This window comes from Paenibacillus sp. PAMC21692 (genome assembly GCF_014303795.1).
In the GTDB taxonomy this organism is placed as follows: domain Bacteria; phylum Bacillota; class Bacilli; order Paenibacillales; family Paenibacillaceae; genus Pristimantibacillus; species Pristimantibacillus agaridevorans.
The window spans coordinates 6,796,632-6,823,606 of record NZ_CP060293.1 but is presented as its reverse complement, the minus strand read 5'-3'; the positions used below and the strand labels follow the sequence as shown (position 1 = coordinate 6,823,606).

Annotated in this window: 15 protein-coding genes; all 15 read left to right on the top strand. The window is 48.5% G+C overall.

All coding sequences use genetic code 11. The features are described 5' to 3' along the window. Complete coding sequence (locus H7F31_RS27745) at window positions 1-5,577, top strand: S-layer homology domain-containing protein (protein ID WP_187101430.1); 5,577 nt, start codon at window positions 1-3, stop codon at window positions 5,575-5,577. 179 nt (window positions 5,578-5,756) lie between these two features. Further along, window positions 5,757-7,520, top strand: coding sequence for a polysaccharide deacetylase family protein (locus tag H7F31_RS27740; RefSeq protein ID WP_187101429.1), 1,764 nt, complete (start codon window positions 5,757-5,759; stop codon window positions 7,518-7,520). A gap of 72 nt (window positions 7,521-7,592) precedes the next feature. Continuing rightward, on the top strand, window positions 7,593-8,534 hold the full coding sequence (locus tag H7F31_RS27735; protein WP_187101428.1) for a helix-turn-helix domain-containing protein: 942 nt from the start codon (window positions 7,593-7,595) through the stop codon (window positions 8,532-8,534). A gap of 37 nt (window positions 8,535-8,571) precedes the next feature. Then, window positions 8,572-9,966 (top strand): neutral/alkaline non-lysosomal ceramidase N-terminal domain-containing protein, encoded by a 1,395-nt coding sequence (locus H7F31_RS27730; protein WP_187101427.1) that lies wholly within the window; start codon window positions 8,572-8,574, stop codon window positions 9,964-9,966. Between the two features lie 74 nt (window positions 9,967-10,040). After that, window positions 10,041-11,486, top strand: coding sequence for an extracellular solute-binding protein (locus H7F31_RS27725; RefSeq protein ID WP_187101426.1), 1,446 nt, complete (start codon window positions 10,041-10,043; stop codon window positions 11,484-11,486). Between the two features lie 99 nt (window positions 11,487-11,585). Beyond that, window positions 11,586-12,524, top strand: coding sequence for a carbohydrate ABC transporter permease (locus H7F31_RS27720; RefSeq protein WP_187101425.1), 939 nt, complete (start codon window positions 11,586-11,588; stop codon window positions 12,522-12,524). Between the two features lie 30 nt (window positions 12,525-12,554). Then, window positions 12,555-13,391, top strand: a complete 837-nt coding sequence (locus tag H7F31_RS27715) for a carbohydrate ABC transporter permease (protein ID WP_187101424.1) — start codon at window positions 12,555-12,557, stop codon at window positions 13,389-13,391. A 191-nt stretch (window positions 13,392-13,582) separates the two neighbouring features. Continuing rightward, the gene (locus H7F31_RS27710) at window positions 13,583-14,929 is read left to right on the top strand and encodes a DegT/DnrJ/EryC1/StrS family aminotransferase (protein WP_187101423.1); all 1,347 of its coding nucleotides are present in this window, start codon (window positions 13,583-13,585) and stop codon (window positions 14,927-14,929) included. Window positions 14,930-14,932: 3 nt separating this feature from the next. Further along, window positions 14,933-15,853 carry a Gfo/Idh/MocA family protein gene (locus H7F31_RS27705; protein WP_261800158.1) on the top strand — a complete coding sequence of 307 codons (921 nt, stop codon included), beginning with the start codon at window positions 14,933-14,935 and terminating at the stop codon, window positions 15,851-15,853. Window positions 15,854-16,042: 189 nt separating this feature from the next. Further along, entirely contained in the window at window positions 16,043-17,434 is a 1,392-nt protein-coding gene (locus tag H7F31_RS27700; RefSeq protein ID WP_187101422.1) for an extracellular solute-binding protein, read from the top strand. 131 nt (window positions 17,435-17,565) lie between these two features. Then, window positions 17,566-19,296, top strand: a complete 1,731-nt coding sequence (locus tag H7F31_RS27695; protein WP_187101421.1) for a polysaccharide deacetylase family protein — start codon at window positions 17,566-17,568, stop codon at window positions 19,294-19,296. A 57-nt stretch (window positions 19,297-19,353) separates the two neighbouring features. Next, on the top strand, window positions 19,354-20,841 hold the full coding sequence (locus H7F31_RS27690) for an ABC transporter substrate-binding protein (RefSeq protein WP_187101420.1): 1,488 nt from the start codon (window positions 19,354-19,356) through the stop codon (window positions 20,839-20,841). Between the two features lie 73 nt (window positions 20,842-20,914). Beyond that, on the top strand, window positions 20,915-21,859 hold the full coding sequence (locus tag H7F31_RS27685; protein ID WP_261800157.1) for a carbohydrate ABC transporter permease: 945 nt from the start codon (window positions 20,915-20,917) through the stop codon (window positions 21,857-21,859). 23 nt (window positions 21,860-21,882) lie between these two features. Next, on the top strand, window positions 21,883-22,719 hold the full coding sequence (locus tag H7F31_RS27680; protein WP_187101419.1) for a carbohydrate ABC transporter permease: 837 nt from the start codon (window positions 21,883-21,885) through the stop codon (window positions 22,717-22,719). Window positions 22,720-22,765: 46 nt separating this feature from the next. Next, the gene (locus H7F31_RS27675) at window positions 22,766-26,953 is read left to right on the top strand and encodes a heparinase II/III domain-containing protein (protein ID WP_187101418.1); all 4,188 of its coding nucleotides are present in this window, start codon (window positions 22,766-22,768) and stop codon (window positions 26,951-26,953) included. Window positions 26,954-26,975 lie beyond the last annotated feature (22 nt).

The window sequence follows — 26,975 nt, the reverse complement described above, 5'->3', positions numbered from 1 at the left end:
ATGTTAATTCCATCTACTAAACGCAAGATTAACGTTTGTATCATTTGGTTTCTCATACTGCTGCTTATTACTCCTGCATACCCGGCAGCTTCGGCGGATGCGACGGGGAACCAGGCCGTGGATCAGCTCGAAAGCGTGACTTATTTCTTCAATGAAGGCGAACTGGACGTAGAAGAGTTTCTGCTGAAGTATGCCTCAGAGAAGCTTTATGTCGGCTCATACGGCACCGTGGGAGTGATTGCCGCTCTTGAGAGCGGGCCGGAGTTAAGCTTGCCGGAAACGACAGCCGTATACGTCAGCACGGATGAGAATGTCATTCAGATTGACGCGGCCACTGGTCGTTTCGAAGCAGTCGGTACTGGGGAGGCAACTATCCAGGCAACGATCGAATACTACGGTCAGCAATATGTCGCGAACTTGGATCTGGCGGTGAGTCCTGGGCATGTCTATTCCTTTGGCCGTGACGATCTGGTGCCGGGAACGGATAAATGGCATCTGGTAGGCGCTCCTTATGGGGAGTATGAGATTGGCGTCAATTTTTCAGATGGATCGGCTAATATAGAAGCCTATGCTGACGGACATGCTCGATCTTTCCGGTTTTATGTGCATGAAGCCGGGTTCTATGACATGAAGTTTCAGGGGATCTTGATGGAGCCATTTGGCGGAATTGGCGAATTGATCGTGGATGGGGAGGCAGTAGGAGACTTTAACTTTTATGGTCCGTATGAATGGGGGCAATGGAAGGCCAGCGAGATCAGAGATATCGGTATCGTATACTTGAGCAGCGGTATGCACGACTTGACGATCCGGGCCAAGGGTCATGAGACCGGGCATACACGCCGCAATATGTTTCCTTTAACGCTTGTGCTTGAACCAAGAACCGAGCCGCTTGACGTTGCTCGGATCCAGTGGAAAAACAAGCCGGAACGTCTGATGCCAGGCGAATCTGTTCAGTTGGAGCTGGAAGTAGAGTTGACAAACGGACAAAAGCTTCCTGCAATCGGCGCTACGGTCACACAATCTTCTTCCGACGAGACGGTCGCTGTGCTGGAACCGGTTAGCGGATTATTGAAAGCGCTGCAAGTCGGATCGACGACTTTAAGTGCCGAAATCGAGTATGAAGGGCGAAGCTATACGGATTCCTTCAACTTGGTTGTTGAATCGATTGCTCCTGCCAAACAGAGAGTGACGCTGTATACCGAACAAGAGAGACTGGCGGCCAGAACCAATATCCAAACCTATGAATGGGCCGCGAGCATGCACCAAGATGCCGTAGACAAGGCCGACTATTATCTTGATCAAGGGCTTGACTACTTATGGTCGATCGTACCTCCCCAAAGCTTGCCGAGAAGTATTTTTGTCAACCAGGAGCAAGGGAGCCCTCTGACTGGCAGAGACATTGATGCATATGGCATCTATCCTTATCAGTTTGATCCGGTCAACCATCCGTGGAAAGTGTTGGACCCTAGCAGCGGCCAGTATTTTCCTACCAATGATTTTGAAAGCTACTATAATAGCGGCCTGGATATGAATGGGTTGTTTGATCCGGAGCTTGCCGATCGAACGCTGCTGTTCAATACCGATCATCCGGATCCGGATGACCCCCTCCATCTGTGGGGCGTCGATGATGGTTACGGTTGGGTGGATGAGGATGGGAACTATTACACTTTCATTGCTTATTATGTGCATTGGGCACTCTGGGGCTATAATGGCCGCAGTTTCATCCAGCAGGCGCTGAGCTCGTTTCGGGATGCTTATCTGTATACCGGTGATGTAAAGTATGCGCGCGCAGGTACGGTTCTGATCGATCGAATAGCGGATGTATATCCGAGTCTGGACATATCCGAACACGGCAGAGAGCATTATATCAACTCGGACGGTTTTACAGGACTGGGAAAAGCAGTAGGGAACATATGGGAACCGATCTTAGCAAAAGATTTTATCAGTTCCTATGATGCATTTTTCCCTGCGATGGATGATCCGGAATTAATTCAATTTTTATCGGCTAAATCAGAGACGTTTCAATTAGGACCTTATAAAAGCTCTGCCTCGGGCATCCGAAAAAACATTGAGGACGGCATCATCAGGCAAATCTATCCTGGTATAAGACGGGCGCAGATTGCTAGCAATAATGGGATCCACCAGGGAGCGCTGGCAATGGCCGCCGTCGTTTATGACAAGTTGCCTGAGACACAGGAATGGATGGATTTCAACTACAAATCCGGTTATCAGGTCGGTCCGCCTCATCAGGTGACTGGGGGAAATATGGGGGTTACCTTTGTCAATGCTGTCGATCGCGATGGGGTTGGACACGAATCCTCGCCTGGATACAATCAGCTTTGGTTAGGCGCTTATCTGGAGATTGCAGATATACTAAAGGGGTATGACGGATTCATCGGCGCAGATCTGTACGATAATGTCAAATTTCGCAAGATGTTTTCGGGTTTGTATCCGCTTATGCTGAGCCAGCGATTTACGGCCAATATAGGAGATGCCAGCAGCACAGGCAACCCTTGGTTTGCGTTTTCAATGAAGGAGATGATTGAAGCCTTCAAAAACTACGGCGACCCCATCTTTGCCCAGCTTATCTATTTTCTAAATAGCAACCGAACAACGGGTATTCATGACAGCATCTTCTCCGAAGATCCGGAGAAATTGAAGCGTGATATTGAATCAGTGATTGCCGAGCACGGCACTTTGCGATTAGATAGTCAGATGTTGTCCGGCTACGGGACAACAATCTTGCGCGATGGCGACAACCCGCCCTTGACAGCGGGCTTAGGCAAGAGTTTCGTCGAACTTCCTGTAATAGAGATGTCTCCTGGCACGAGTGTGAAGGTTCAAAATAGTCTGCTTGAATACGCGGCTGCGAATGTGGGTGACCAAATCACTTTTAGGTTTGATGTGTCGAGTGCAGGTGAATATGATGTGCTGATACAACCTGCCAGGACGATTTGGTACGGCGGCATGGGGATTTACGAAATTTCGCTTGACGATCAACCGATTAAACAGCTTGATTTTTATGGCAACAGCCAAAATCTAGAGTCGTTAGGCAAGCATCAGCTGCAGGCCGGCACGCACACCATTACATTTAAAGCAATTGGCAAGCAATCGTTTGTAAACCGATATCATATGGCATTGCATGAGATAAGATTGTTAGGAGCAGACGATTACACAGAGTACGAGCAACAGCTTGACCGCAATACGTTGCGCGATCTGTGGATGTATTATGGTCGTAACTACGGTCATGGACATGGAGATACGCTTAACTTGGGCCTGACAGCATTTGGGTTGGATTTGATGCCGGATCTGGGGTACCCCGAATCGACGTTGGATACGGACACGCATTTTACGGAGTGGATACGCAATACGATTTCGCATAATACGGTTATGGTCGACCAGTCCATGCAAACCGCTCACTGGGTTGGTGAACCGCGACAGTTTGATGAGGGCTCAATGGTTAAAATGATGGATGTTGAAGCGCCGGAAGTGTATCCGCAGACCGATCTGTACAAACGTACTTCGGCGATGATTCGGGTGGATGAAGCGAACTCGTATGTCGTTGACTTTTTCCGTGTTCAAGGCGGCAGCGAGCATCACTTCAGTTTCCATGCAGCAGAAGGGGATGTGACGGTAGAAGGGTTGTCCCTGACCGCTCAAGAGACGGGCACATATGAAGGGGACGATACGGAGTACGGCATTCGCCCGGATGATACGAAAGGAAGCGGTTATCAGTATCGCGGTTCCGGCTTCCATTATTTGCAGCGTGTTGAACGGGACTCGAGCCCGGCTGATCAATTCAGCGTAGATTGGGACATCAAGGACACCTGGAAACTGTTAGCCGAACCAGAGGATATTCATCTTCGCTTAACAATGCTAACGTCGACGGATGAAGTCGCTTTAGCCGATGGGATCCCAAGTCGAACCGATCGTAATAATCCGGACAGCTTGCGCTATATGATAGCCAAGCGGACAGGAGAAAATTTGAGCAGCACGTTTACTTCTGTTATTCAGCCGTACAAGGACGAACAATTTATTAGCGCGATCACATCTGTAGAAGTTAAGTCTGGAAGTACGGTTGTGGAGGATATGGATGTCAGGGCAGTAAAAGTAACTCTTGCTAACGGCAGGGTTGATTATATCATCAGTGCGCTTGATCCGGATATTGTGTACACGATTGACGACAAGCTGCAATTCAAAGGCACGTTCGGCATGTATGCCGAACAGGAAGGTCAAACCGTGTATAGCTACGTGAATGACGGCACTGTGATCGGCAAGATTGCTTTGCCGGAAATCAATCAAACGATCGGAAGTATACAGGGAACGGTCATAGATTTTACGAAACAACTGAACGTTCATAATGAAATCATTGTAGACATGGATGTCCAGGGCTTTACGTTAAGTGATCTTGTTAATCGCACCATCTATGTTGAAAATGATGGGGAGCGCAATGCGGTGTACACGATCAAAGGCATTACGGACATGGGCGACGGCCGATATGCGCTCTCTATCGACGATACGACTCTGATACGCAGTTACGTGGATGACAATGATTACGGCAAAGGATTTAAGTACGATATCGCAGAGAATGCTAATTTCCGTATTCCTTTGTCGCATGAGAAGGTTGTTAGTCCTTTGCCGGTCGATCCAGTAGTGCCGGTAGATCCGGGCGATCCGAAAGATTCGAATGGCTCGGACGATGGTTCGAATCCTGATGCAACAATCGTACAATCCGATCCGGGAAATGCCCAGATGCAGGCAATTGCGCAGGCAGGCGATCGAGCCAATGCCTTATTGACGGCAGTAAGCAAGGTGTATGACATTCAAATGCCGGCCGGATCGGCAGGAGAGTCGTTTGCATCTCTGGTTACGGTTAGCCTTGCTTTCGATCCGCAAGCGGATACGGGACTGCTCGGCGTCTACAGGTTCGGCGAGAATGGAGAACTGGAATATTTGGGCGGTACGATATCGGGAAGTACGATAGAACTGCAGTTGTCAGCCCCGGGGAAATTGATCGTGCTGTCATACGACAAGGAGTTCGACGATGTTGAAACAAACCATTGGGCTTACCGCATGCTGAAGGAAATAGCGGCTAAGCACATGATTAATGGGGTAAGTCCAACGAAGTATGAGCCGTACCGGGAGGTGACGCGAGCCGAGTATACTGCTATGCTCATCCGCATGCTCGGACTTGAAGCGGTAGAAGGGCAAACATTCTCGGATGTCGATCCATCGACTTGGTATGCCGATGCGGTATCCACCGCTGCCGCCACGGGACTTGTCAATGGAAAAGGAGACTATCGTTTCGCGCCTGAGTGGAGCATAACCCGTGAAGAAATGGTCGTTATGCTCGTACGGGCTTATGGGTTGAAACACAGCGGCCAACTCTTGTTGCCTAAGCAGATCGCCGGATTCAAGGATCGGGATCAAACAAGTGGGTGGGCAATGGAATCCTTGGATGCGGCAACGGCTTTAGGGCTGATCAATGGCAGAGGCGGAAATGCGTTTGTTCCGAAAGGATTGGCTAACAGGGCCGAAGCAGCTCAAACGATTTATAACCTGATGCTAGCCAAATGACCTAACTAAAAGGGACTGCTCCGAAATCATGAATTTCGCTGGAGCAGTCTCTGCAGTTAATTATTGACAATACAAAATAGGGTATATATAGTTTGGGTGAGAGAACGTTTGTGCAACGTGATGGCCGGAAATCTGGAATTGTACAGGCAATAATTAGGGACAGCGGAGGTTGAACGGAAATGCTGCATGTGATCTGGAATCCGGAAGATAAAGAACGGCTGAACCGGGAAGGGCGGGACTGCTACGCCCCTTATTTGAAAGAAATATTAAACGATATGGGCATTGGATATCAGCTGTGGAATTGCGTAGATTGGATCGATGTCCGTCCGCAGGGAGTGTCAATCGTCATTGGCGGCATTGAACATGACGGATGGGGCGGCGCTTGTCGTGCTTATGTAGAATCCGGCAATAGCCTGTTGACGATTGGAGGGACGTACGGTCTCGAGAAGCTGCTGGGCGTCAAGACGGAGGGCTGCATAACGGAAGGCTGGATCGAATGGGGCGATGCGCCGATAGCGGAAAGTTTAAGCAGCTCCTTTCATTGTTTCGGCGCTCAGTTTCTTGAAGGCGTCGACTCCGATATTCGGCAGTACGGAACGTTGACGCGCAGGAACGGCGTACGAACGACATCACCGGCGTTGACGCTGGTGCAACGGGGCCAAGGTCTTGCGGCTATGCTTAATTTCGATCTTATGAAAACGGTTACTTTGATTCAACAGGGTATGCCCGTGATTGTGGACGGCGTCGTCGCCCCGGACGGCACCGGAGGCATTGACGAAGGCATTCTGAAGACGGACGACGGCAGCGTGCTGGATTGGGTTCGAGACCGCGCGGCAGTGGAACAGACTCCGTTTTATTTGTACCCGATTATTGACGAGATGCGCTGTCTGTTAAACCGGCTTCTCGTTCATCTGACGCATCATGCGGGAGAGCGGATAGTTCAGAAGTGGTTCTGGCCGAGCGGGATAACAGCGATCGGCCATATCTCCCACGACACCGACGGGAATGATGCAGGACAGGCTGAGATGATGCTGAATTGGCTTAAACGGGCCGATGTTCGATCGACATGGTGCATCATCATGCCCGGGTATGAACAGAAGATTAACGATCGAATTGTCGCTGACGGACACGAGGTTGCTTTGCATTACAATGCAATGGGCGAGGAGATTGCCGAAAGCTGCTGGTCGGAAGCGCATTTTCAGGTTCAGCACACGATGCTGCAGGCGCAATTTCCCGGCCGGCCGATCGTCTCGAACAAGAACCACTATTTGCGATGGGAGGGCGATGTCCAGTTCTATCATTGGTGCGAGCGCGCGGGCATCAAGGTGGAGCAAAGCAAAGGCGGCACGAAGCGGGGCAACAAAGGATTTCTTGCAGGAACCTGTCATCCGTATGCGCCGATGAGCGGCGCCGGAGACGGTAACCGCTGCTTCGATCTGATCAGCATGCCGACGCTGGCTTGGGATCCGCCTGATGCGGACCGTTGCACGGAGCTCGAGGCGTTCGCATTGCTGGAACGCTGCCGGGATGTATACGGCGTCACCCACTTTCTTCTGCATCCGGCCGCAATGGGCTTGATGACGGAGGGCGCGATGGGGGAAGTGTTGGTCAAGCTGGCGGAGCATGGTCGCAACTGCGGCATGGAATGGTGGACGAGCGAGGAAATATGGCGTTGGCGTCAAACAAGAAACCAAGTGCGGATGGAAGTACGCAGGAACGCCGACGATGCGCTGACGGTAACGATTGCGTCGGAGGAAGACGTCTGCGGCTTAACTGTGCTGCTGTCGGTAGGGAAGAGCGAGGAATTGGCGATTCGTCAATCGCAAGGATGTTCGGTCAACGGCATCCGGCTTGTGAGCCGGTTTGGCTGTGCATACATGGAGTTTGTTCTTGACGTGAGACAGGGAACGGGTGAAATTGTCTTCGCGAAGGCAGAGAAATGATGGGGAACGGGCACGGATGCAATCGGCCGGATGACTCCGGTCTGGAGGTCATAAGTAAGGAGTGGTGATATTATGCGATTCGATCAGTTTGATATCGAGGAATATCGGGATATATTGCTCTATACGATTGAGGAGAACGCTCACGGCAGTTATCCTTTCTTTATTCAAACCGTAACGCTGGACTATTCCGAAGGCGTCCTTCATCGGCACAAGTATTTTCAGTTGTATTACATTACGAAAGGCAAGCTTAAGCATCGCATCAACGGTCAGGAGTTCGAGTTGATCAAAGGGGATATGTTTGCGATCCCGCCTTATGTTCCCCACAGCGTTGTCGCAAGCGGCAGCGCGGGCTGCGAAGCGTATGAAATCGAATTTTTGCCGGAACTTATTAATCAGCAATTCAGTTCCGATGTAGATGCCGGATCATTCATGGACTTTATGTATATCGAGCCGTTCATGGTCGTGCAGCCGCGGCTTAGCTTATCCGGCAAAGTGGAAATCGATATCGAGAACTTGCTGAATGAGTTTATGCAGGAGTTCCGCGAGAAGAAAAGCGGGTTCGAGCTGATGGTCAAATCGATCATGCTGCGTCTGCTTGTTTTGGTGAGCCGGGAAGCTGCTCTCCAAGCACCGCCGAAGGAAGAACTTGCTGACAAGCATCGGGAGTCGGTACGCCGGGTCATCGAATTTATAGAATCGCATTATGCCGAAAAAATAGGTTTGGAGGATGCCGTTCGCGTATCATTGATGAGCCATTCTTATTTTTGCTCGGTATTTAAGCGTATGACAAACAAGTCGTTCATTCGTTATTTGAATGAGTTTAGAGTGTCCAAAGCGAAGGAATATTTGAAGAAAACGGACAACAAGGTGATTGACATCAGCATCCGGACGGGTTTTGACAACGTTACCCATTTCAACCGCATGTTCAAGCAGTTGACGTCGATGACCCCGAATGAATATAAGCAAATTTGCCGTTTCAAGAATAACACGAAAGTGACGTCGGCGGCCGAATAGGCCGTATGCGGCCAGCTTGGGGAAAAGAGGAAAAGCGATGCAATTTAGCCTGGCTAAAGAAGATATTACGCCTGACAAGCCGATCGTTATGCATGGCTTCGGCGACAGAACGCGCAAGTCTGAAGGTGTACTTGACCCCCTGTACATGAAGACGGCGCTTCTGGTGGCGAATCGCCCGCTGCTAATCGTGACGATCGACGCGCTCGGATCAGATCATAGCTTTATTGTCGGCATCAAGGAGGGGTTGCGGGAGCGCTTTGGTCTCAAGCATGAAGAGGTACTGATTAATTTCTCCCACACGCATCATTCCTTCTTCTTGACGGGAGTTGACCCTGCGCTTCGCAGAGGAGGATACAGCATTGCCCAGAACCGCTGGGCCGAGGAAGAAAGCGAACTGGATTATACGGAGGATGAGGCGCTATTCCATACGTTGCGGGATACGCTGCTGCGCATGGTGAGCGATTGCTACGATCGTATGCAAGAGGGAGAGCTTTGGATCGGGTGCGCGGAGTCCGACTTTGCGGTTAGTCGAAGAAGGCCAAACGCGCAAGGGGGTGTAGATTGGGCTCCATACTTTGAGGGAGAGCTCGACCGGGACTTGTTCGTGCTGAAGTTGGTTGACCGTGCCGGCGCGGTCCAAGGGATTTTATACAGCTATGGGTGCCATACAACGGCGATGAGCTCGAATAATTATTTGCTGTCGAACGACTTTGCCGGGTATACCTCCGAGATTCTGGAGATGAACCATCCGGGTGCAGTCGCTATGTTCCTGCAAGGCTGCGCAGGAGAATTGAAGCCCCGGATGAACACGACGGAGCACGGCTTCACCGGTAGCGACAGCCGGGAGATTCGGCAAGTAGGGACCGTCTTGGCGGAAGAAGTCGGCGAACTCATGCACAGCGGGCAATTCAGAAAGGTTGATTGCCATTTCCAGGCGGATCTGCGGTCGCCTTTGCTTTATACGGAGCGTTTCGCAGAAGCGCATTTCCGGGCTATTATAGACGATCCTCAGAATGGGACTTTCGAAGCAAGTGCTGGCATGCGTTCCATCCAAGCGATAAAGGAAGGAACGATCAAGGATCGGATTCCATACTACATTTCAATATGGCAGCTTGATGATAAGACACGCTTAATTAGCTTGGAGGGCGAGGTATCCACTGAATACTCCCTATTGATCAAGCGGTTGTTTGGCCGCGGGAAGGACGGCATGATCGTACTCGGCTACACGAATGGCGTGTTTAGTTATGTGCCGACTCGCAAGATGCTCCGGGAAGGCGGGTACGAAGCGGAGTGCAACTATTTTTTCGGATTGCACGGCAATTTTGTGCCAGAGATCGAGGACATCATCATCGGCCAGCTTGCTCAAGCACTCTCGGAGGATTATCGTGGCCAGGTTTCGTCGAATACGTTAAGTCAAACGTATAATAGGTAAAGAATCCACAGTCGAATGAGTGCTATAATGAAATCGCTTACAAGTGCTTTGGAGAAACTGAGGGAGGTCCAGGTATGAAAAAAATCAAAAAAACGTCTACCTTGCTCGCTGTCATTTGCTTGCTGTTAACGACTGTGCTGGCAGGTTGCGGGAGCAATGAGAACAAGGAAGGTCAGTCTGCTTCGCCGGGTAACAGTGCGTCTTCATTGCCGCAATCAACCCAATCATCCGATTATCCGGAAGGTTTATCCCCGGACGATAAGATCACATTAAAGATGGCTGCCCCGGATCAAGGGTTCGGCACCGCAATGTTCGAACTTGCGGTTGGTAGATTTATGGAGATCTACCCGAATGTGAAGATTGAGCTGACGACCAGCCCGAAGATTACGGAGATTGTCGGCGCCAAGGTGGCAGCAAACGATGATGACGATATGTTTGACCTGATGCTCGGCAGAGCCGGATTTAACCCCAACCTGATCAAAAGCGGCGTTGTCGAGGATTTGTCGGATTTGATGAGCAAGCCGACCTGGGACGATCCGAATATGACCATGGGCCAGGATATGATGGAATCGTCAAGAGAGCTGTTTGTCTACGACGGGAAGCTTCGACTGTTGCCTGCCGATATCTCGTTGATATCGATTATTTATAACAAGAAGATGTTCACGGAGAATGGTTGGAATGAGAATCCGCAGACGTGGGGAGAATTTCTGCAATTGCTCGATACAATTAAGGCTTCAGGCAAAACGGCGCCAATCGCATTTGCCGGGACGGTAGGCTATCTGCCTTGGCTGACCAACATGGCATCCATCTATCACAATGGTTGGGAAGAGAGGTATGTAAAGCGGGAGCAGGGCATTTATTCCGATCCGGCCAATATCGCGCCGCTAGTTAAATTAAATGAATTGAAGGATAAAGGGTATTTCCTGAATGGGACTGAAGCGCTGGACCATACGCAAAGCCAGATGGAGTTCCTGCAAGGTAATGCCGCTATGATTCCTTCGGGCAGCTGGATTGAGAATGAGATGAAGAATGCGGCGCCCGCGGATTTCGAATATGGCATTATGATTCAGCCGACCAACGATCAGTCGGTCGATCCCCGGTATATTATGGGATATAGCGACTCGATATGGGCGTGGGCAAAGAAACCGGAATTGAACAAAACTTGGACAAAGGAATTCTTGAGATTTTATTACAGCAAGGAAGTACAAGCAGAGTTCATCAAAAGCGGGGGGATCCCGGTCGTGAAGTCTGTTCAGAAGGATGAATCTCTGACCCAATTCGCCAGTCCTTTCAATCAAGAGGTGATGAAGCTGCTGACGGGCAATGTAGAATTAAACCTTGCTTACTCGAAACTGCCGCCGGATAAGCTCGCTGCCAATCCCAAATATACGGATGCGGATCTAAAGGTCATGAACAATGGTTTTCTCGAAGTGTATATGGGAATCAAGACGCCTGAACAAGTCGGAGCTGCGGCGGATGCCGAAATCGAGAAGGTGTGGGCGGAAGTCGGCGGGCGATAAGCTGGCAATCGCAACAAGATGCAACAATAACGGTGTGAAAAAATAGAGGGCGTTATGCACGACCCTCTATTTTTATTACCGTTTCCCGGGAGGATCTGAATGGAGAAGCGTAGTGAATTTCTAACGATCAAGCGAAGAAAAAACTTAACCATCAGCTTTTATTTGTTGCCCGCTCTCGTGCTCTTTTTTTTGTTTATTTTGTACCCGAACGTACTTAGCTTCTATTACTCCTTGCTCCAATGGGACGGATTGTCTACCGTCAAGGAATTTGTCGGCTTCAAAAATTTTAACGATCTGTATCATGACGCCTATTTTCACAACGCGCTATGGAACAACCTGATTTACCTCGTTACCATTCCCATCCTGACGTTCGCGATCGCAACTTTCTTCGCGATTGTATTAAGTCAACGGAATTTTAAAGAAGCCGGATTTTATAAAGTGTTGTTCTACTTTCCCAACATTATGGCGGTTTCCTTGGTCGGTGTGCTGTGGGTGTTCATTTATAGTCCGCGAAACGGCATACTGAACAGTATTTTTGAAATGATCGGCATCCGTCAACTGGAGTCTTTCCCTTGGCTAGGCAATGTGGATACAGCGCTTTGGGCGCTGATCGTGCCGCAAGTATGGGTCGGCGTAGGCTTCTATATGGTATTAATGATTGCAGCGATCAACGGAATTCCGAAAACGTTGTATGAAGCAGCCGCTATGGACGGTGCGGGTAAGTGGGTTCAAACGTTCCGAATCACGCTTCCGCTCGTATGGGACATGATTCAGGTGTCGTTTATTTTTGCAATCATTAATGTATTCGGTTCTTTCCAGCTAATCTTGGTTACAACCGGGGGAGGTCCGCTTGGTTCGACCGAGCTACTCGGTTCATATATGATGAGTTATATGATGCCGCGGCTGATTGGCGCAACTGGCGCATTTGTTCCTGCTTACGGTTACGCTTCCGCGATCGGCGTCGCTACGTTCTTTATCAGCTTGATTGTGACGATTATATTGACGAGAGTGATGAAAAGAGATTCTGTTCAGTATTAGCCATCGCAGAGCATAGAAAGGGATAAACAGATGAAAAACAAGTTGAATTACTGGGATATTCTCATCAGAATCGGCCTGTTGATCTGGGCGATACTGATCATACTTCCACTATTCTGGTTTCTATATGAGTCGCTGAAGACGAATCAGGAGTTCTATGCGGATATATGGGCTCTGCCGAACAAGCTGCAGTTTAGCAATTATGTTAAGGCTTGGAAGAGCGCTGGCATTATGACGTACATGGGCAATACGTTGTTTATCCTCGCCGTATCTCTCCTACTGGCGACGGCCCTGGCCGCAATGGCATCCTATATCCTTGCCCGATTTAAATTTACGATGAACCGCCCGATTTTCTGGCTGATTACGATCAGCATGATGTTGCCCGGGATCAATGCCATCACTACACAGTACATTTTAATGAAGCAATTGCATTTAACCGATAGCCTATGGGGATTGAGCATCTACTTAACAGCGACGGCAATTCCTTTCTCTGTCTTTCTGTTGACAGGGTTCATGAAGACCATTCCGAAGGAAGTGGAGGAAAGCGCGTATATCGACGGCAGCTCCTATACCCGAACGTTCGTCAGTGTGTTGCTGCCGATGTGTAAGCCTGGCTTGATTGCGATCAATATTTTTAATTTCTTGGGCGTGTATAACAGCTACTTGGCGCCTCTGCTCTTCATAACAAGCGAGAAGAAATATCCGATAGCGGTAGGAATCAGCAACTTGCATATTCAGATGATGTATAAGGCCGATTGGGTGACCTTGTTTGCCGCCTCTATAATTACGCTGGTCCCGGTTATTGTGTTCTATGCCGTGTTCCAGAAACAACTGATTTCGGGAACGACAGTCGGGGCTGTCAAAGGGTAATGCGAGATATATGATGCCGGGATAGGGATTGAGGAGTTTGCCCGCTAATTTGTCGGATACGGTAAGTCAATGAGAAGAAAGGTAAAGAATTTCGGGTTCGGGGTCACGTACACTTAAGTTGACTTGCTCGCTTGCGATTCTGAACGGATCATACGGGCAAAATCGATTAGCATTTGGAGAGGATGAGCAGCATGAGCAGCGAAGAGTTGGCGTTATTTGGGGGTACGAAAGCCGTAGCTACCGAACAAGGCGATTTGTTTACATGGCCGATTATTACGCAGGAGGATGAGGAAGCGGCGTTGGACGTTCTACGCAAAGGCGCGATGTCCGGTATAGAGGTGACGGAGCAGTTTGAAGCGGATTTTCGCGACTGGCTCGGCATGGACTATGCGCTAGGGTTCAATAACGGAACGAATGCGCTGCTTGCCGCTATGTATGGCTGCGGCGTCGGAGTCGGCGATGAAATTATATGTCCTAGTATTACGTATTGGGCGTCGTGCACGTCTGCATACTCGCTTGGCGCGACTGTCGTATTCGCAGACATCGACCCTGTTACGCTCTGTATGGATCCGAAGGACATCGAACGCTGTATAAGCGAACGCACGAAGGCTATTGTCGTTGTCCATTACGTAGGCCATCCAGCCGCTATGGATGAAATTATGGCTATCGCGAACAAGTATCAAGTAAAGGTAATCGAGGACGTTTCGCACGCGCACGGCGGTATTTATAAGGGGAAGAAATTAGGCACGATCGGTCATGTCGCCGGCATGTCGATGATGTCGGGCAAAGCGCTTGCAGTTGGCGAAGCAGGCATGCTTGTGACGCGTGATCGCGAAATTTATGAGCGTGCGATTGCGCTGGGGCATTATGAGCGCTACGACCAACGAATCGAGACGAAAAGCTTGCAGCCCTTTATCGAGCTTCCGCTCGGGGGATATAAATTCCGCATGCACCAGCTTAGCTCGGCAGTCGGGCGTGTTCAGCTTCGCCATTACGATGCCAGGCATGAGCAGATCAGCCTGGCAATGAATTACTTCTGGGACCTGCTCGAGGATGTGCCGGGCTTGCGAGCGCATCGTCCGGAGAAGGGATCCGGCATCTATATGGGCGGTTGGTACGCCGCTCGGGGTCATTACGTTCCCGAAGAACTCGGGGGATTGTCTATTACGCGATTTACCGAAGCCGTGCGAGCGGAAGGTGTGGAAGACTGCTATCCCGGCTGCAATATTCCCCTGCACACTCACCTGTTGAACAAAACCGCAGACGTATACAGTCACGGAAAACCGACACGGATAGCGACCAGCCATCGCGACGTCAGACAGTTGGACTCGAGATTGCCGGTGACGGAAGGGATATCCGCCCGATTATTTACGATTCCCTGGTTCAAGCATTTTCGGAAATCGGAAATCGAGCAATACGCAAACGCTTACCGCAAAGCGGCCTTGAATTACGAGAGGTTGTTGGAGTCCGATCAGGGGAATCCCTCCCTTCTGGGCGGATGGAACATGTTTGCCAAATTGAAGAAGAAGGAGGCCTGATTCGTGTCCCATTCTCTTAAACTTGGCATGATCGGACTAGACACCTCACATGCCCCTGAATTTGCCGCTCTGCTGAGTGACTCGCTCCTGCCGGGACACGTGCCAGGCGGAAGTATCGTCGCTGCGTATCCAGGCGAGCCATCCGCTGACCTGGCTGTAAGCTATGGAAGAGTGGAACGGATTACAGATGAACTGAAGCATCGGTTCGGCGTGCCGATTGTCGATTCAGCCGAAGCAGTCGCGGAGCAATGCGATGCTGTGATGATTCTGTCTGTGGACGGAAGAGTTCATCTGGAATTATTCAAGCGGATTGCCCCGTACGGCAAGCCCGTGTTTATCGATAAACCGTTTGCGGTCAGCAGCTCGGAGGCTGCGGAAATGTTCGAAATTGCCGCTCGCTACCAAGTGCCCCTCATGAGCTGCTCATCGCTTCGTTATACGGATGAGTTGGTTGCCGAATTGCAGCGGGATGATACCGAGGCTATTCTGGGAGCCGATTGTTACGGTCCGATCGAGTTCGAACCTCCACTGCCGGGGTATTACTGGTACGGAATTCATACCGTTGAGATGCTTTACCGGATTATGGGGAAGGGTTGCGTATCGGTTACCGTTACAAGCAATGAAGGGTACGACTGCATGGTTGGCGTATGGCAGGACGGACGGATCGGAACGGTTAGGGGCAATCGCCAAGGAAACTGGCAGTACGGCGCGTTGATACATCGGCAATCCACCGCGAGCTTAGTCGATATTCGCCTTGAAGGCAACTCGATCTACGCCGGACTGCTGAGCAGGATTATGCATTCATTCCAGACTGGGAAGCCGGATGTAGAAGCGGAAGAGACGATCGAAATCATACGATTCCTGGAATGCGCGAACGAAAGCCGGCAGAGCGGCGCAACGGTAAAATTATTTCCTGAGGGATGATCGGCACGACTGATGTCAATTACAATACGGCCCGGCTTGTGACGTGATCACAAGTCGGGCTGTTAGCGTGCATGGAACAGCACGAACCTACTATTATATAAGGTCATATTCCAGAATTGCCAGGACACTTGCTTCCCAGAAACAATACAAGTATTATACTGGTAGGAGCGGTTGATTAGGAGGGTGAGTGTGAAAAGGGAAAATGAATTTCGCTATATGGAATTAGCTGGCATATTGCGTTCTCAAATTTTATCAGGTTTTATTAAGTCAGGCGAGTACTTATTATCGGAAAATGATTTGTGTCAAAAGTATGGGATGAGTAGAACGTCTGTGAGGAAATCATTGAACGAACTGCTGGGCGAAGGGTTAATCGTGAAGATGGCGGGCAAAGGAACGATCGTGTCCCCAAATCTGGTTGTTCCGGAAGGCGAAGAGCAGACTCTGCTTATTGCTTCGCCGTTTCCATCTGCATATTCGGACAGAGCTCTGCCCCGATTAATTCAAATGTTTCAGGAACGTTATCCCGGCGTTACGATCAGGGTATTGTCCGTACCGCTCGGTGCAAATACGGTGTTGGAGGATATTAGGGGACTCGGAGTTGAAGTTGACCTGATGATTATTCTTGACAGCTCCTTTCCGGCAATTTACCTTGATGATTTTTACCCCCTGGAGGAAAAAATATTTGAAAATATAGATATCCCGAGGAAGCTTTTGCAAGCATTTACACATCAACAACAAGTATACGCAGCACCGCTTACGTATTCTCCCATTTTTCTTGCCTATAACCCTGAATTATTCAGACAGAACGGCGTTGAGTGTCCTAAATCGACATGGTCTCTTGCTGAGCTTGTAGAAGCAGCGAAGCGACTTACCAAGGACAATGACGATGACGGATTGGTTGATATTTACGGATTAGCCTTGTCTTCATCTATTAATAGATGGTTGGCGCTCGCATTGAATCAAGGTGTCCGCTTTTCCACGGATGATCCTGGCGGATTTAATACGGATTTATTGGTACGTTTCCTTAGCTTTTTCCAGAACCTGTTTTACCGTGATAAAGTAAGTCCGATCTACGCTCTTAGCGATCAGGATTTTGCGCAACGTTTATTTGAGGAAGGCCGGATAGGAATGATTTTAACGACTACGCTTTCTTTATCTTCCCCTAACTATGTTTTTAAACCGCAAGTGGCTCACTTCCCCGATAACAGCAATAGCTGCGGGTTAATGATAGCTAATGGGATGCTTATGAGCAGGTCCAGCACTAATCCGGAACTGGCCAAACTTTTCATCCAATTTACTTTGGAGCCGAAGGTTCAGTTAAGTTTGGCCCAAGAAACCGGGCTTTTATCAATCTATAACAGTGTTAACCGTCAAACGAGGGACGCGAACGAAATCGAAGCCCTGCAATTACATGATGACAGAATGGATCGATACCTGTTTATAAACGATGTGTTTGAAAATATGGAGATAGTCAATGAAGTCAATGAAGAGATGCGCATGTATTGGGCTGGAATGGAAAGGCCGGAGACGGTAGTTGAACGGCTCAAAACGATTATTGTCAAGAATGATGGATCTAATTAGGGATGAATAAATAATAACACCGTTGTATGTGAATTTCCCCCACAGCAACGGTGTTATTTAGTTGACGAAACGGATTTTTTCGTATAACATAACAAGTATGATACAGGTAACCAAATGGGGGAGAATTTGCAATGAGTTTAACAAGAGTAGGTGTATTTATTGAAGAGAAGGCAGTCAGAGCTCTATGGGAAGGAGGTCACAATGTTTTTCAGCTTTATATAAGGGAGGTTTTCGAGCATTTAGGCATTCCTTTCCTTACCGTTCATCATTGTGCGGACAAGATACTAAATGATCTGGACATTCTGATTGTAGCTGTAGCCTCGGAAGAGGAAGAAACAGAAGAGGCTATTTGGAATTTTGCAGAGAAGGGAGGTACGGTTATTGCTTACGGCGGTTTAGCCGGTCTTAAGGATCGAATAGGCTGCGAAGAATCGGGAGAGACAGGGGCGGGATATGCGAAACTTGCTCCGCTTTTTAATAAACAGCATGCAATGAGATATTTGCAAGCTAGTCCATGGAAGATCAAGTCCGATTATGCTGGAGCAGTCACTGGCGTTGGAAGTCTGCACATAGGAGGCCCCAATGGGGAACATAGCGGAGCCGCACTGATACATGCACAAGTGGGCAGTGGCAGGATCGATCGTTGGGCTGTAGATCCAATCACGATGATTGTACAGTTCCAGCAAGGAAGCAAGCCGGTTATTGCGGATGGTATTCCTGCAGAGGATGGAAGCGCCTCGGTTAATGACGGAATATTGAAGGCCGATGACGTTTACGAGATGGATTGGAGTAACGACAGACTTCAGACGGAAACGGGCGCTCCCTATTTTGCATATCCCTATGCAGATTTATGGAGGGAGGTCATCATTTCCCACTTGCTTCAACGAGCAGTTGAGCAGGGAGGAGTGTTGCCCTTTATGGATTACTGGCCTGAAGGGATTCCCTCCGTTGCGCTAATTTCCCATGACAGCGATGAGAATATGGACGATCATGCCATCACTGCGTTATCCGTTCTTGAAGAGTTGGGAATTACATCGACTTGGTGCATGATGGAGCCGGGTTACAGCCAAGCCGTCTATGAGAAAGTAAAGGCCGACGGACATGAGCTGGCATTTCACTACAACTCGCTCGATCTGGATAATGGGGTGTGGTCTAAGGAGGAGTTCCGCAGACAGATTAGCTGGTTGCATCAATCCATATCCTCGACTGACGTTGCCAGCAATAAAAATCATTATACCCGAATAGAAGGCTGGGGTGAGCTTTTTTCGTGGTGCGAGGAGTTCGGCATTGCATCCGATCAAACAAGAGGTCCAAGCAAACGAGGGAATATAGGCTTTTTGTTTGGCACCTGTCATCCTTATTTTCCTATCGCGTGGGTCGATGAGCAGAACCGTCTCTATGATGTTGTTGAAATCAGCTTCTTGACTCAAGATTTAGAAGAGCCGTCATTAGCGGATAGTTCTGTCATTATTCCTTTTCTGGATCAAGTAGCGTTGGTTAAAGGCGTAGCTCATTTTCTCTTTCATCAAAGGCATATTCATCATTCCGAGGAAGTGCGAAGCGCTTTGCGGAAGGTCGTGACGGAAGCCAGAAAGAGGGGATTTGCTTTTTGGACGGGCGACGAGATTCAACAGTGGGAGCGATATAAAAGAAAACTTGTTTTGAAAGCGCTTAATACGAACATATTTGAAGTTTGCTATGAAATTCAAACCGACGATCTCAAATCGAATTTTGAACCAGTGGTTTGGCTGCCCATCCCGCATGGAGATTGCACGACGTATCCCGATGCGGAGATACGCTTTGGCGTGAAATGCAAAAAAGCGATATTTCGCCAAGAGACAACTTTGCCGACAATTCTCTGAATCATGATAGTACTCGTATGAATTCAAATTTCAGAATCGGAAAAGGGGAGATTATTCTTGAAAAAAGGAATTAGATTGTCAGCTGTTCTTGCAATTGTTTTGACCTTGTCGATGGTTATGTTTGCATGCAGTAGCAATGGGAACAACGGGGCGACAAAAACACAATCAAGCCCGGAGAGTCAGCCGACCACGGATACTGCAACACAAGAAGAGAATAAGTCTGCAGAGCCGAGGGTATATCCTGAAAACGGACTTTCGATAGATGAGGAAGTAACGCTCAAAGTCGGGTTCTGGGAAAGCGGCTATGGTAAGGAATGGTTCGAATTTGCCGTACAGAAGTTCAGTGAGAGGTACCCGAATGTGAAGTTCGATATTACATCGTCACCGGCACTTGCCCAAATATTGGAGCCCAAAATCGCAGCGAATGACGACGACGAAATGTATGACTTGTTCTATCCGGCGTTTTCAGGCGCCGAAACCATGAAGGAGATAAGAAATGCAGGGAAAATTGAACCCGTTGAAGATTTGTTTGATCGCGAATTAATCGGCGAACCGGGTAAAACATTAAGATCCGTATTGTCTGAGAGCGTTATTGGGGCGGCGCCTGACGGACATACGTACAGCCTGCCGATGGGATCTTATACGGCGGGATTGTTCTTCAATGAAAATTTGTTCAACGAGAAGGGCTGGAATAAAAATCCGAAAACATGGGATGAATTCGTCGCTTTGTTGGAGACGATCAAACAAGACGGGATCATACCTATTACTTTCCCGGGAATTTATCCGGAGTACTTGACAGGCTTTGTCTTCGACATGATTCCGTGGGCGTTGGCCGCTGAACAAGGTACATTTAAGGAATACGAGGAGCATTATGGCAGCTTAAGCTTACCGGTATATACGCATGATTTGGTTAAAAAGGAATACAACCGGATGTTTGAATTAGGGAAGAAAGGCTATTTCCCGGCAGGAGTAGCAGCTCTTAATCATACGCAATCGCAAATGCAAGTGCTGCAGGGCAAAGCGGCGATGGTAGCATCTGGGGATTGGATCGGCAATGAAATGAAAGAGTCTACGCCGGAAGGATTCTCCTGGGGATTCATGGGGTTGCCGGTGAGCAATGATCCGAACGCTCAAATTTACATTCAATCCGCAGCTTCCACCAACTCAATGATCGTTTGGAAGAATAAACCTGAACTATCCAAGAAATGGTCGAAAGAATTTTTGTTATTCCTTTATGATTTCGAGGTTCTCACGGAACTGGCTAAAGCGGGTATATATCCGACACGTCTGGATTTTGGGGATGATCCGGCTCGTATAGCTTCTTTGGATACCGTACCCGGTGCTGTTGCGAGTTACGCGGCCAATAATAATGTCGTCTTTTATGAGCCGCTACGTCGGACTACCATGAGCAGTTCTGCTGTCAGTCAAGCTGTTAAGGTCATAGCGGAGGCAACTACGGGAATTGTCACAGGAAAGAAAGAACCTTTTCCCGAATTGGAGAAAGCCGATGAGTATATGAAGCAAGCTTGGAAAGAACAGCAATAGGAACAGCATATATATGGGGCCTGCTCGGAGACGATAATCTCCGGGCAGGTTCATCAACGAGGAGGAAGGTTCATTGAAGGCTAAATTGACATCCGGAATCGGGATTGCATACAAGCAGTCGTGGTATCAAAAAACAGCATTTCAAAAAATGCTATTTATTATAATAGCCATTGCGCCGAGTTATATTGGTTATTTGCTATTTGGCCTATACCCGAATGCCCTGGGTGTTTATTATTCTACCTTAAATTGGAGCGGGTTCAATGAGCCCGTGTATATAGGTTTTAATAATTTCATCAATATGTTCAAAGATGAATTCGTATGGAGGGCATTATATCATAATATCCTCTTGATGCTGACAATTCCATTTTTGGTTATTGTTATTTCACTTATTATCGCTTATTTGTTATCCAAAAACTCATTTGCAGAGTACAAGTTTTATAAAGTGCTGTTTTTTTTACCCAATGTACTGTCTATTATAGTAATTTCTCTATTATGGGCGTTCATCTACGATGGTAGTTTCGGTTTGTTAAACGGGATATTGAAAGCAATCGGCATTAATGTCGGTGAATTATATTGGCTGGGAGAAGAAAGTTTGGCGCTGTGGGCGCTTATTCCGCCATCGGTCTGGTCTGGCATAGGTTTGTATATCATCATATTCATGAATGCGATGAGCGCTGTGCCCAAATCCATGTATGAAGCAGCCATTCTTGAAGGCGCAAGCCATTATGTGCGGCTGTTTAAAATTACGATTCCGCTCATTAGGGGAGTAGTCCGGGTCGGGGTATTATTTACGATTCTCGGAGTATTCAAAGGTTTCGAGATGATACTCATTTTAACTAACGGCGGTCCAGCTGGTTCAACGGATGTTATCGGCTTGTATATGTTTAATCTTGCCTTTGGCAAGGGTTATCACAATTATGGTTATGCTTCGGCAATCGGCATGTTCTTATTCGTTATTCTGGTTGTTGCCAAGCTGTTGCTTGATAAATTTATGCCGAAAGATGACGTTGAATATTAGATTGGATGAAAGGACTAGATCATATGGAACAGAAAGCCTCATCGATGGATTACGTCTGGCGCTTCATTCTTCTCGTTTGTGCATCGACTATTTTATTTCCGCTAATATGGGTGTTGTACCAGTCACTCAAGACGAATGTCGAGTTTTTTCAGGATGTATGGGCATTTCCGAAGCAAATGAATTGGGGAAATTATGTTAGGGCCTGGACCTCGTATGAGTTAAGCACAACGTTGCTCAATACCGTTTATTATGTCGGGGCAAGCTTGCTGCTGGGCACGTTCATGACAACGTTGAATGCTTACGCATTGACTCGGCTGAAGTTCCGCTTTCAGAAGCTCATCTGGGCATCGATTATGTTTTCATTGTTTCTTCCGGGAATCAACGCGTTGATTCCACAATATCTACTGATGAAGGATTTGCATCTGATCAACAGCTTAACCGGGTTGGTCATCCTGGACAGTTTCGGCGAGAACGTATTTTTACTCATGTTGCTGGGTGGATTTATGGCATCGCTTCCAAAAGAATTGGAGGAAAGCGCTATAATTGACGGGGCATCTTTTTTTCAAGCTTTTTTAAGAGTGATTGTGCCATTGTCTACCCCCGGAATCGTGACAATTGCGATTTTTAAATTTCTGGGGTTGTATAACAATTTCCTGGGGCCTTTCATTTATTTAACCGATCCATCGAAATATACGATTGCTGTCACCATGTATCAAGCCAATATGAAATTGCAGTTCAACGCGGATTGGGTCACTTTATTTGCAGGTGTAACAATTACGATGATACCCTCGCTAGTTTTATATATGGCATTCCAACGCAGAATTATGGAAGGCGCCACGCTGGGGGCAGTAAAAGGGTAAGCAATACAGTTAACGCAAGCAGATCATTCATAAGGGGAGTAGAAAAATGATGAAAAAGAAGTTTATCTATCAACTCTTGATTATGTTAATCGTTTGCAATTCGCTTGTTTTGACGACGGGACCTTTGAAAGTTGATGCAGATGGCGAGCTTATGCCGAACCCTGATTTCGAGGTTGTTTCAAATGATTTGCCGGAGCAGTGGACAGGAAGAGGGACTGGCTCTATCGAGTCCATATCCAATGGTGCATTTGTGCGAAGCGGCAGCTACAGCGTCAGGCTGGACGATCCGAGCGCAGTCACGTCGATGGAATTGCAGAGCTCCCATATTCCGGTTACGCCTGGGACGACTTACCGCGCAAGCGTATACGCTTTCGATGTGGGGGGGACGTCTCACTTCTATCTGGAGTACTGGAACAGCTCTGATGTACGCATCGATGTTCAATATGTTAGCAATCCGTCGCAGAACCAGTGGAATCGACTCGACATTATGCGGGAAGCGCCGAGCGGCACAGCATATGCGACTGTATTGCTCTATTTGCACCAGACGAACGTAGGCACATCCTATTTTGATAGTTCATCGTTGCAGGCAGTTCCATCGTCACTCGGTCCGAACCTGGGATTTGAAGAAGAATTCGATGGAAAACCGTTGAATTGGAGCGACTTTGAAGGCAATGGCCGCTATGAATCCGAGACGGGCATCGTCTACTCGGGCGAATACAGCGTGAAGCTCGATGATCCATCATCTATCCATTCGACGGGTCTGCGCAGCAAGCAGCTGCCGGTCATGCCAAACCAAGAGTATAGAGCTTCCGTCATGGCTTATAATGTTGCCGGCGTTTCGCAATTGTACCTTGAATACTGGAACAGCGAGGATGAACGGATCGATGTAGGGATTGGAACGAATTCAACGACCGAAATTTGGCAGAAGCTCGTTGTTGATCGGGTGGCGCCGCCGGATGCAGCTTACGCGACAATACTTATCTATTTGCACGGTGTCAACGTCGGAACTGCATACTTCGATGAAGCTGCGTTCGGATTTGTTAACGCACAAGGCTCGAACTTCGGGTTTGAGGAAGTTCTTGCCGACAAACCAACGAATTGGATCGATTTTGAAGGAAACGGTCTGTATCAAGCGGAGTCCGGCACCGTCTATTCGGGAACACACAGTGTCAAACTGGTTGATCCATCTGCCGTAAATGCGACTGGCCTGCGCTCCATGCAGCAACCGGTAACGCCATGGGAGGAATACGAAGCCTCCGTCATGGCCTATAACGTTTCCGGGGTATCGCAATTGTACCTGGAATATTGGAATAGCGAGAACGAGCGAATCGATGTCGTAATTGGAACAAATGCAACGATCGGTTCATGGCAGGAGATCAAACTTAATCGGGTGGCGCCGCCGGATGCTGCATATGCGACGATTCTCATTTATCTTCATGGCGTTAACCAAGGAACGGTTTACTTCGACGAAGCAAAGTTCGGACTCGCGGCGTTTGAGCCGGTTCGTGAATTTTCTTTGGTCGTAAATGATCATCCTCGGTTATATTTCACAAGCAGCGAGCTTAGTGACCTTCGAGCTAAAGCGAACGATACAGTTAATAAGGTCTATGGACTTACCGGCAATCAATTGTGGGAAATATTAGAGAAACAAGCTCAAGTCTACTTAAATGAAACGAGTGTTACGATAGATTATTACAATGATTATTCGCTTACTTTCCCGCTGCCGCCGCAAGAGCCCGGGCCGCTCGCAAATCCCCCTGGTTACAACGCAGGTCAATATCCATATTGGACGGCGTTGAGCCGGGCGATCGAGGTCCGGTTGGAAACACTCAGCTTGGCGTATGCCGTAACGCAGGATCAGGATTTCGCCGACAAGGCGAAGGCGTATATGTTGGCAATGGCGGGATGGGAATCCTGGAATGACAGTACTACAGAATGCGATGCGGGCTATACATGCCTGGACACGGCGCATATCACACTGGGAGTCAGCATGGCTTATGACGTATTGTACAATCAACTCACAAGCACTGAACGGACCCAGGTCGAGACGGCGCTTGAAACAAACGGATTAATCCCGCTATATGTAGATTCGACTTATAGACTTGATAATAATATAGAGATGCTGCGCGCTTCCGCGTTAGGCGTAGGAGCGACGGTTATGCTTGGCAAGCTGCCGAATGCCAAGAAGTATTTGACGCGAGCGACTAATTACATGAATTGGTATATGGATGAACGGATGAATTCCGGAAAGTCGGAAGGACTATTATATTCAAGCTACTCCATGGATAATATGCTGATGGCGATCGACAGCATTTCACGGACGACGGGATTAACCGAATTTATCAATCATCCGCTGCTAAATGATTTTATTGTCCGTTGGGCCAATTATTTCCTTGCGCCTGGGGGCGGCGGTCTTGCTGCATTTTCTGATTCCCAGTATGACAACTACTTCGGACCAACAATGAGCATTATCAACAATTGGTTAGACAACGGCCATTCCGGATGGTATCTCAATGAAACGCGGCCCGAATCCACGCCGTTCATGCGTTTTCTGTATTTCAATCCTCAGTCGACGATTACCGAACCAAGCGATATGCCCTCTTCAACCGTACTTGATGAAATTGGATGGGCCGCGCTTCGCTCCGGCTGGGACAAAAAAGATACATTGTTTGCGTTCGTAAGCAATAATTCCAAGCTCGGACATAACCATTATGATCAGAACAGCTTCCAGATTGCGACAAACCGGTCATGGATAGCGGCCGATCCCGGCTATCAAGACTTTTCTCCCGGTCCCATAAATGAATTTACTACCCGTATGGGCCACAGCACGATTTTGGTAGATGGCCAGGGACAATCGGAGTTGGGCGGGGGAAGTCTTGCGAAGGGGATGTTATCGCCCTCATACGATTACATCAAAGGCTCGGCGGCGGACGCATACGGAAATCCGAAGTTGGAGCGCTTTGATCGTCATGTCGTGTATGTAAATTCGGAGTACTTCGTCATTTTTGACGACTTGAAAGCGAATGTTCCACGAACGTTCGATTGGATTTTGTACAGCGGCAGGCTTTCGGAATTTGCCGTGGACGGGGAGGCTGCGGCGCCTGGGCAGACAACGCAAGGCAATAACCTGTTTATACACAATGACCGGGCGTCGCTAACGGCGAAGTTCCTTAGTTCCGGCACATTGCCGATTACGACTCAGCAGTATACAGGTGCGGAAAGCTACGGCTACTTCTCAAAAATAACGAGCCAGGCTCCAGCGACTGACTACAAGTATATGACCGTTATTAAGGCCGCACCCATTCATATTCCGGGTTTGTACCGGGCGACGAATCTGCTGCCTGAATTCGAATCAAGCGGCAAAGTTTTGAAGGTGGTAGAAGCTGTGGATACGCAGCTTGTATTTTATCGTGCGGAAGAAATCGGGGATTACATGACGTTCGAATTTGATGTCGAGACGGCGGGGACGTATTCCCTTGATACGTTGTTTATCCAATCGCCGTTGTATGGAAAGGTTCAAGCATACCTCGACGATGTACTGATCGGCAGCGTGTTTGACGGATACGATGAAGAAGTTCAGGCGGCAGCACCGTTCCGCCATGGTGATGTAACGCTCCAGGCAGGAACGCATACGATTCGGTATGAAATTGTCGGCAAGAATGCGGCTTCCGGTAACTACTTTATGGGAATAGATGCAATCAAGTTGATTGAGTTTGGGGAAACCGAATTGCCGGCACCGGAATTTGAGAAGGAACTTGATGCCGAACTGATTCAGGGAACAGGTGTGATCGGAGCTTCGGTGGCTCGCAGCGGGAGCAATCCCCTCCTCGATCTTGTACTGTTCAAGACGGGGACTGGCAGCTATCAAGCGCTTGACGTCGAAAGCGACGCTGACCAGGCGGTTGTGACCAAGGAATCGGGTGGAACTCTGGCGGGAATATCCTTAACGCAGGGGAAGTTTGTCAAGTATGACAGCGTGACCTTCCTGCAGGCCCAAGCGCCATTTAACGCTGTGTTCGAATATGGCGCACAAGGCGCAGTATGGACCGGGACAGTTGAAACCGACACGCAGTTGATATTCGACATTCATTCCGCAACGGCTGGGGTCGAAGTGACAATAGACGGTCAACCGTTGGGAGTCGGCGATGTATCCTACAATTCCGGTGAGCAGCTGCTCAGCTTTGTTATTCCGATCGGCAGACATACCGTTGTTGTAGAGGAACAGGGCGTATAAGGTGTGTGACTGTAAAAAGAGA

Coding starts and splice junctions, on each gene's coding strand:
- H7F31_RS27745 (WP_187101430.1), top strand. CDS start 1: ATGTTAATTCCATCTACTAAACGCAAGATTAACGTTTGTATCATTTGG.
- H7F31_RS27740 (WP_187101429.1), top strand. CDS start 5,757: ATGCTGCATGTGATCTGGAATCCGGAAGATAAAGAACGGCTGAACCGG.
- H7F31_RS27735 (WP_187101428.1), top strand. CDS start 7,593: ATGCGATTCGATCAGTTTGATATCGAGGAATATCGGGATATATTGCTC.
- H7F31_RS27730 (WP_187101427.1), top strand. CDS start 8,572: ATGCAATTTAGCCTGGCTAAAGAAGATATTACGCCTGACAAGCCGATC.
- H7F31_RS27725 (WP_187101426.1), top strand. CDS start 10,041: ATGAAAAAAATCAAAAAAACGTCTACCTTGCTCGCTGTCATTTGCTTG.
- H7F31_RS27720 (WP_187101425.1), top strand. CDS start 11,586: ATGGAGAAGCGTAGTGAATTTCTAACGATCAAGCGAAGAAAAAACTTA.
- H7F31_RS27715 (WP_187101424.1), top strand. CDS start 12,555: ATGAAAAACAAGTTGAATTACTGGGATATTCTCATCAGAATCGGCCTG.
- H7F31_RS27710 (WP_187101423.1), top strand. CDS start 13,583: ATGAGCAGCGAAGAGTTGGCGTTATTTGGGGGTACGAAAGCCGTAGCT.
- H7F31_RS27695 (WP_187101421.1), top strand. CDS start 17,566: ATGAGTTTAACAAGAGTAGGTGTATTTATTGAAGAGAAGGCAGTCAGA.
- H7F31_RS27680 (WP_187101419.1), top strand. CDS start 21,883: ATGGAACAGAAAGCCTCATCGATGGATTACGTCTGGCGCTTCATTCTT.
- H7F31_RS27675 (WP_187101418.1), top strand. CDS start 22,766: ATGATGAAAAAGAAGTTTATCTATCAACTCTTGATTATGTTAATCGTT.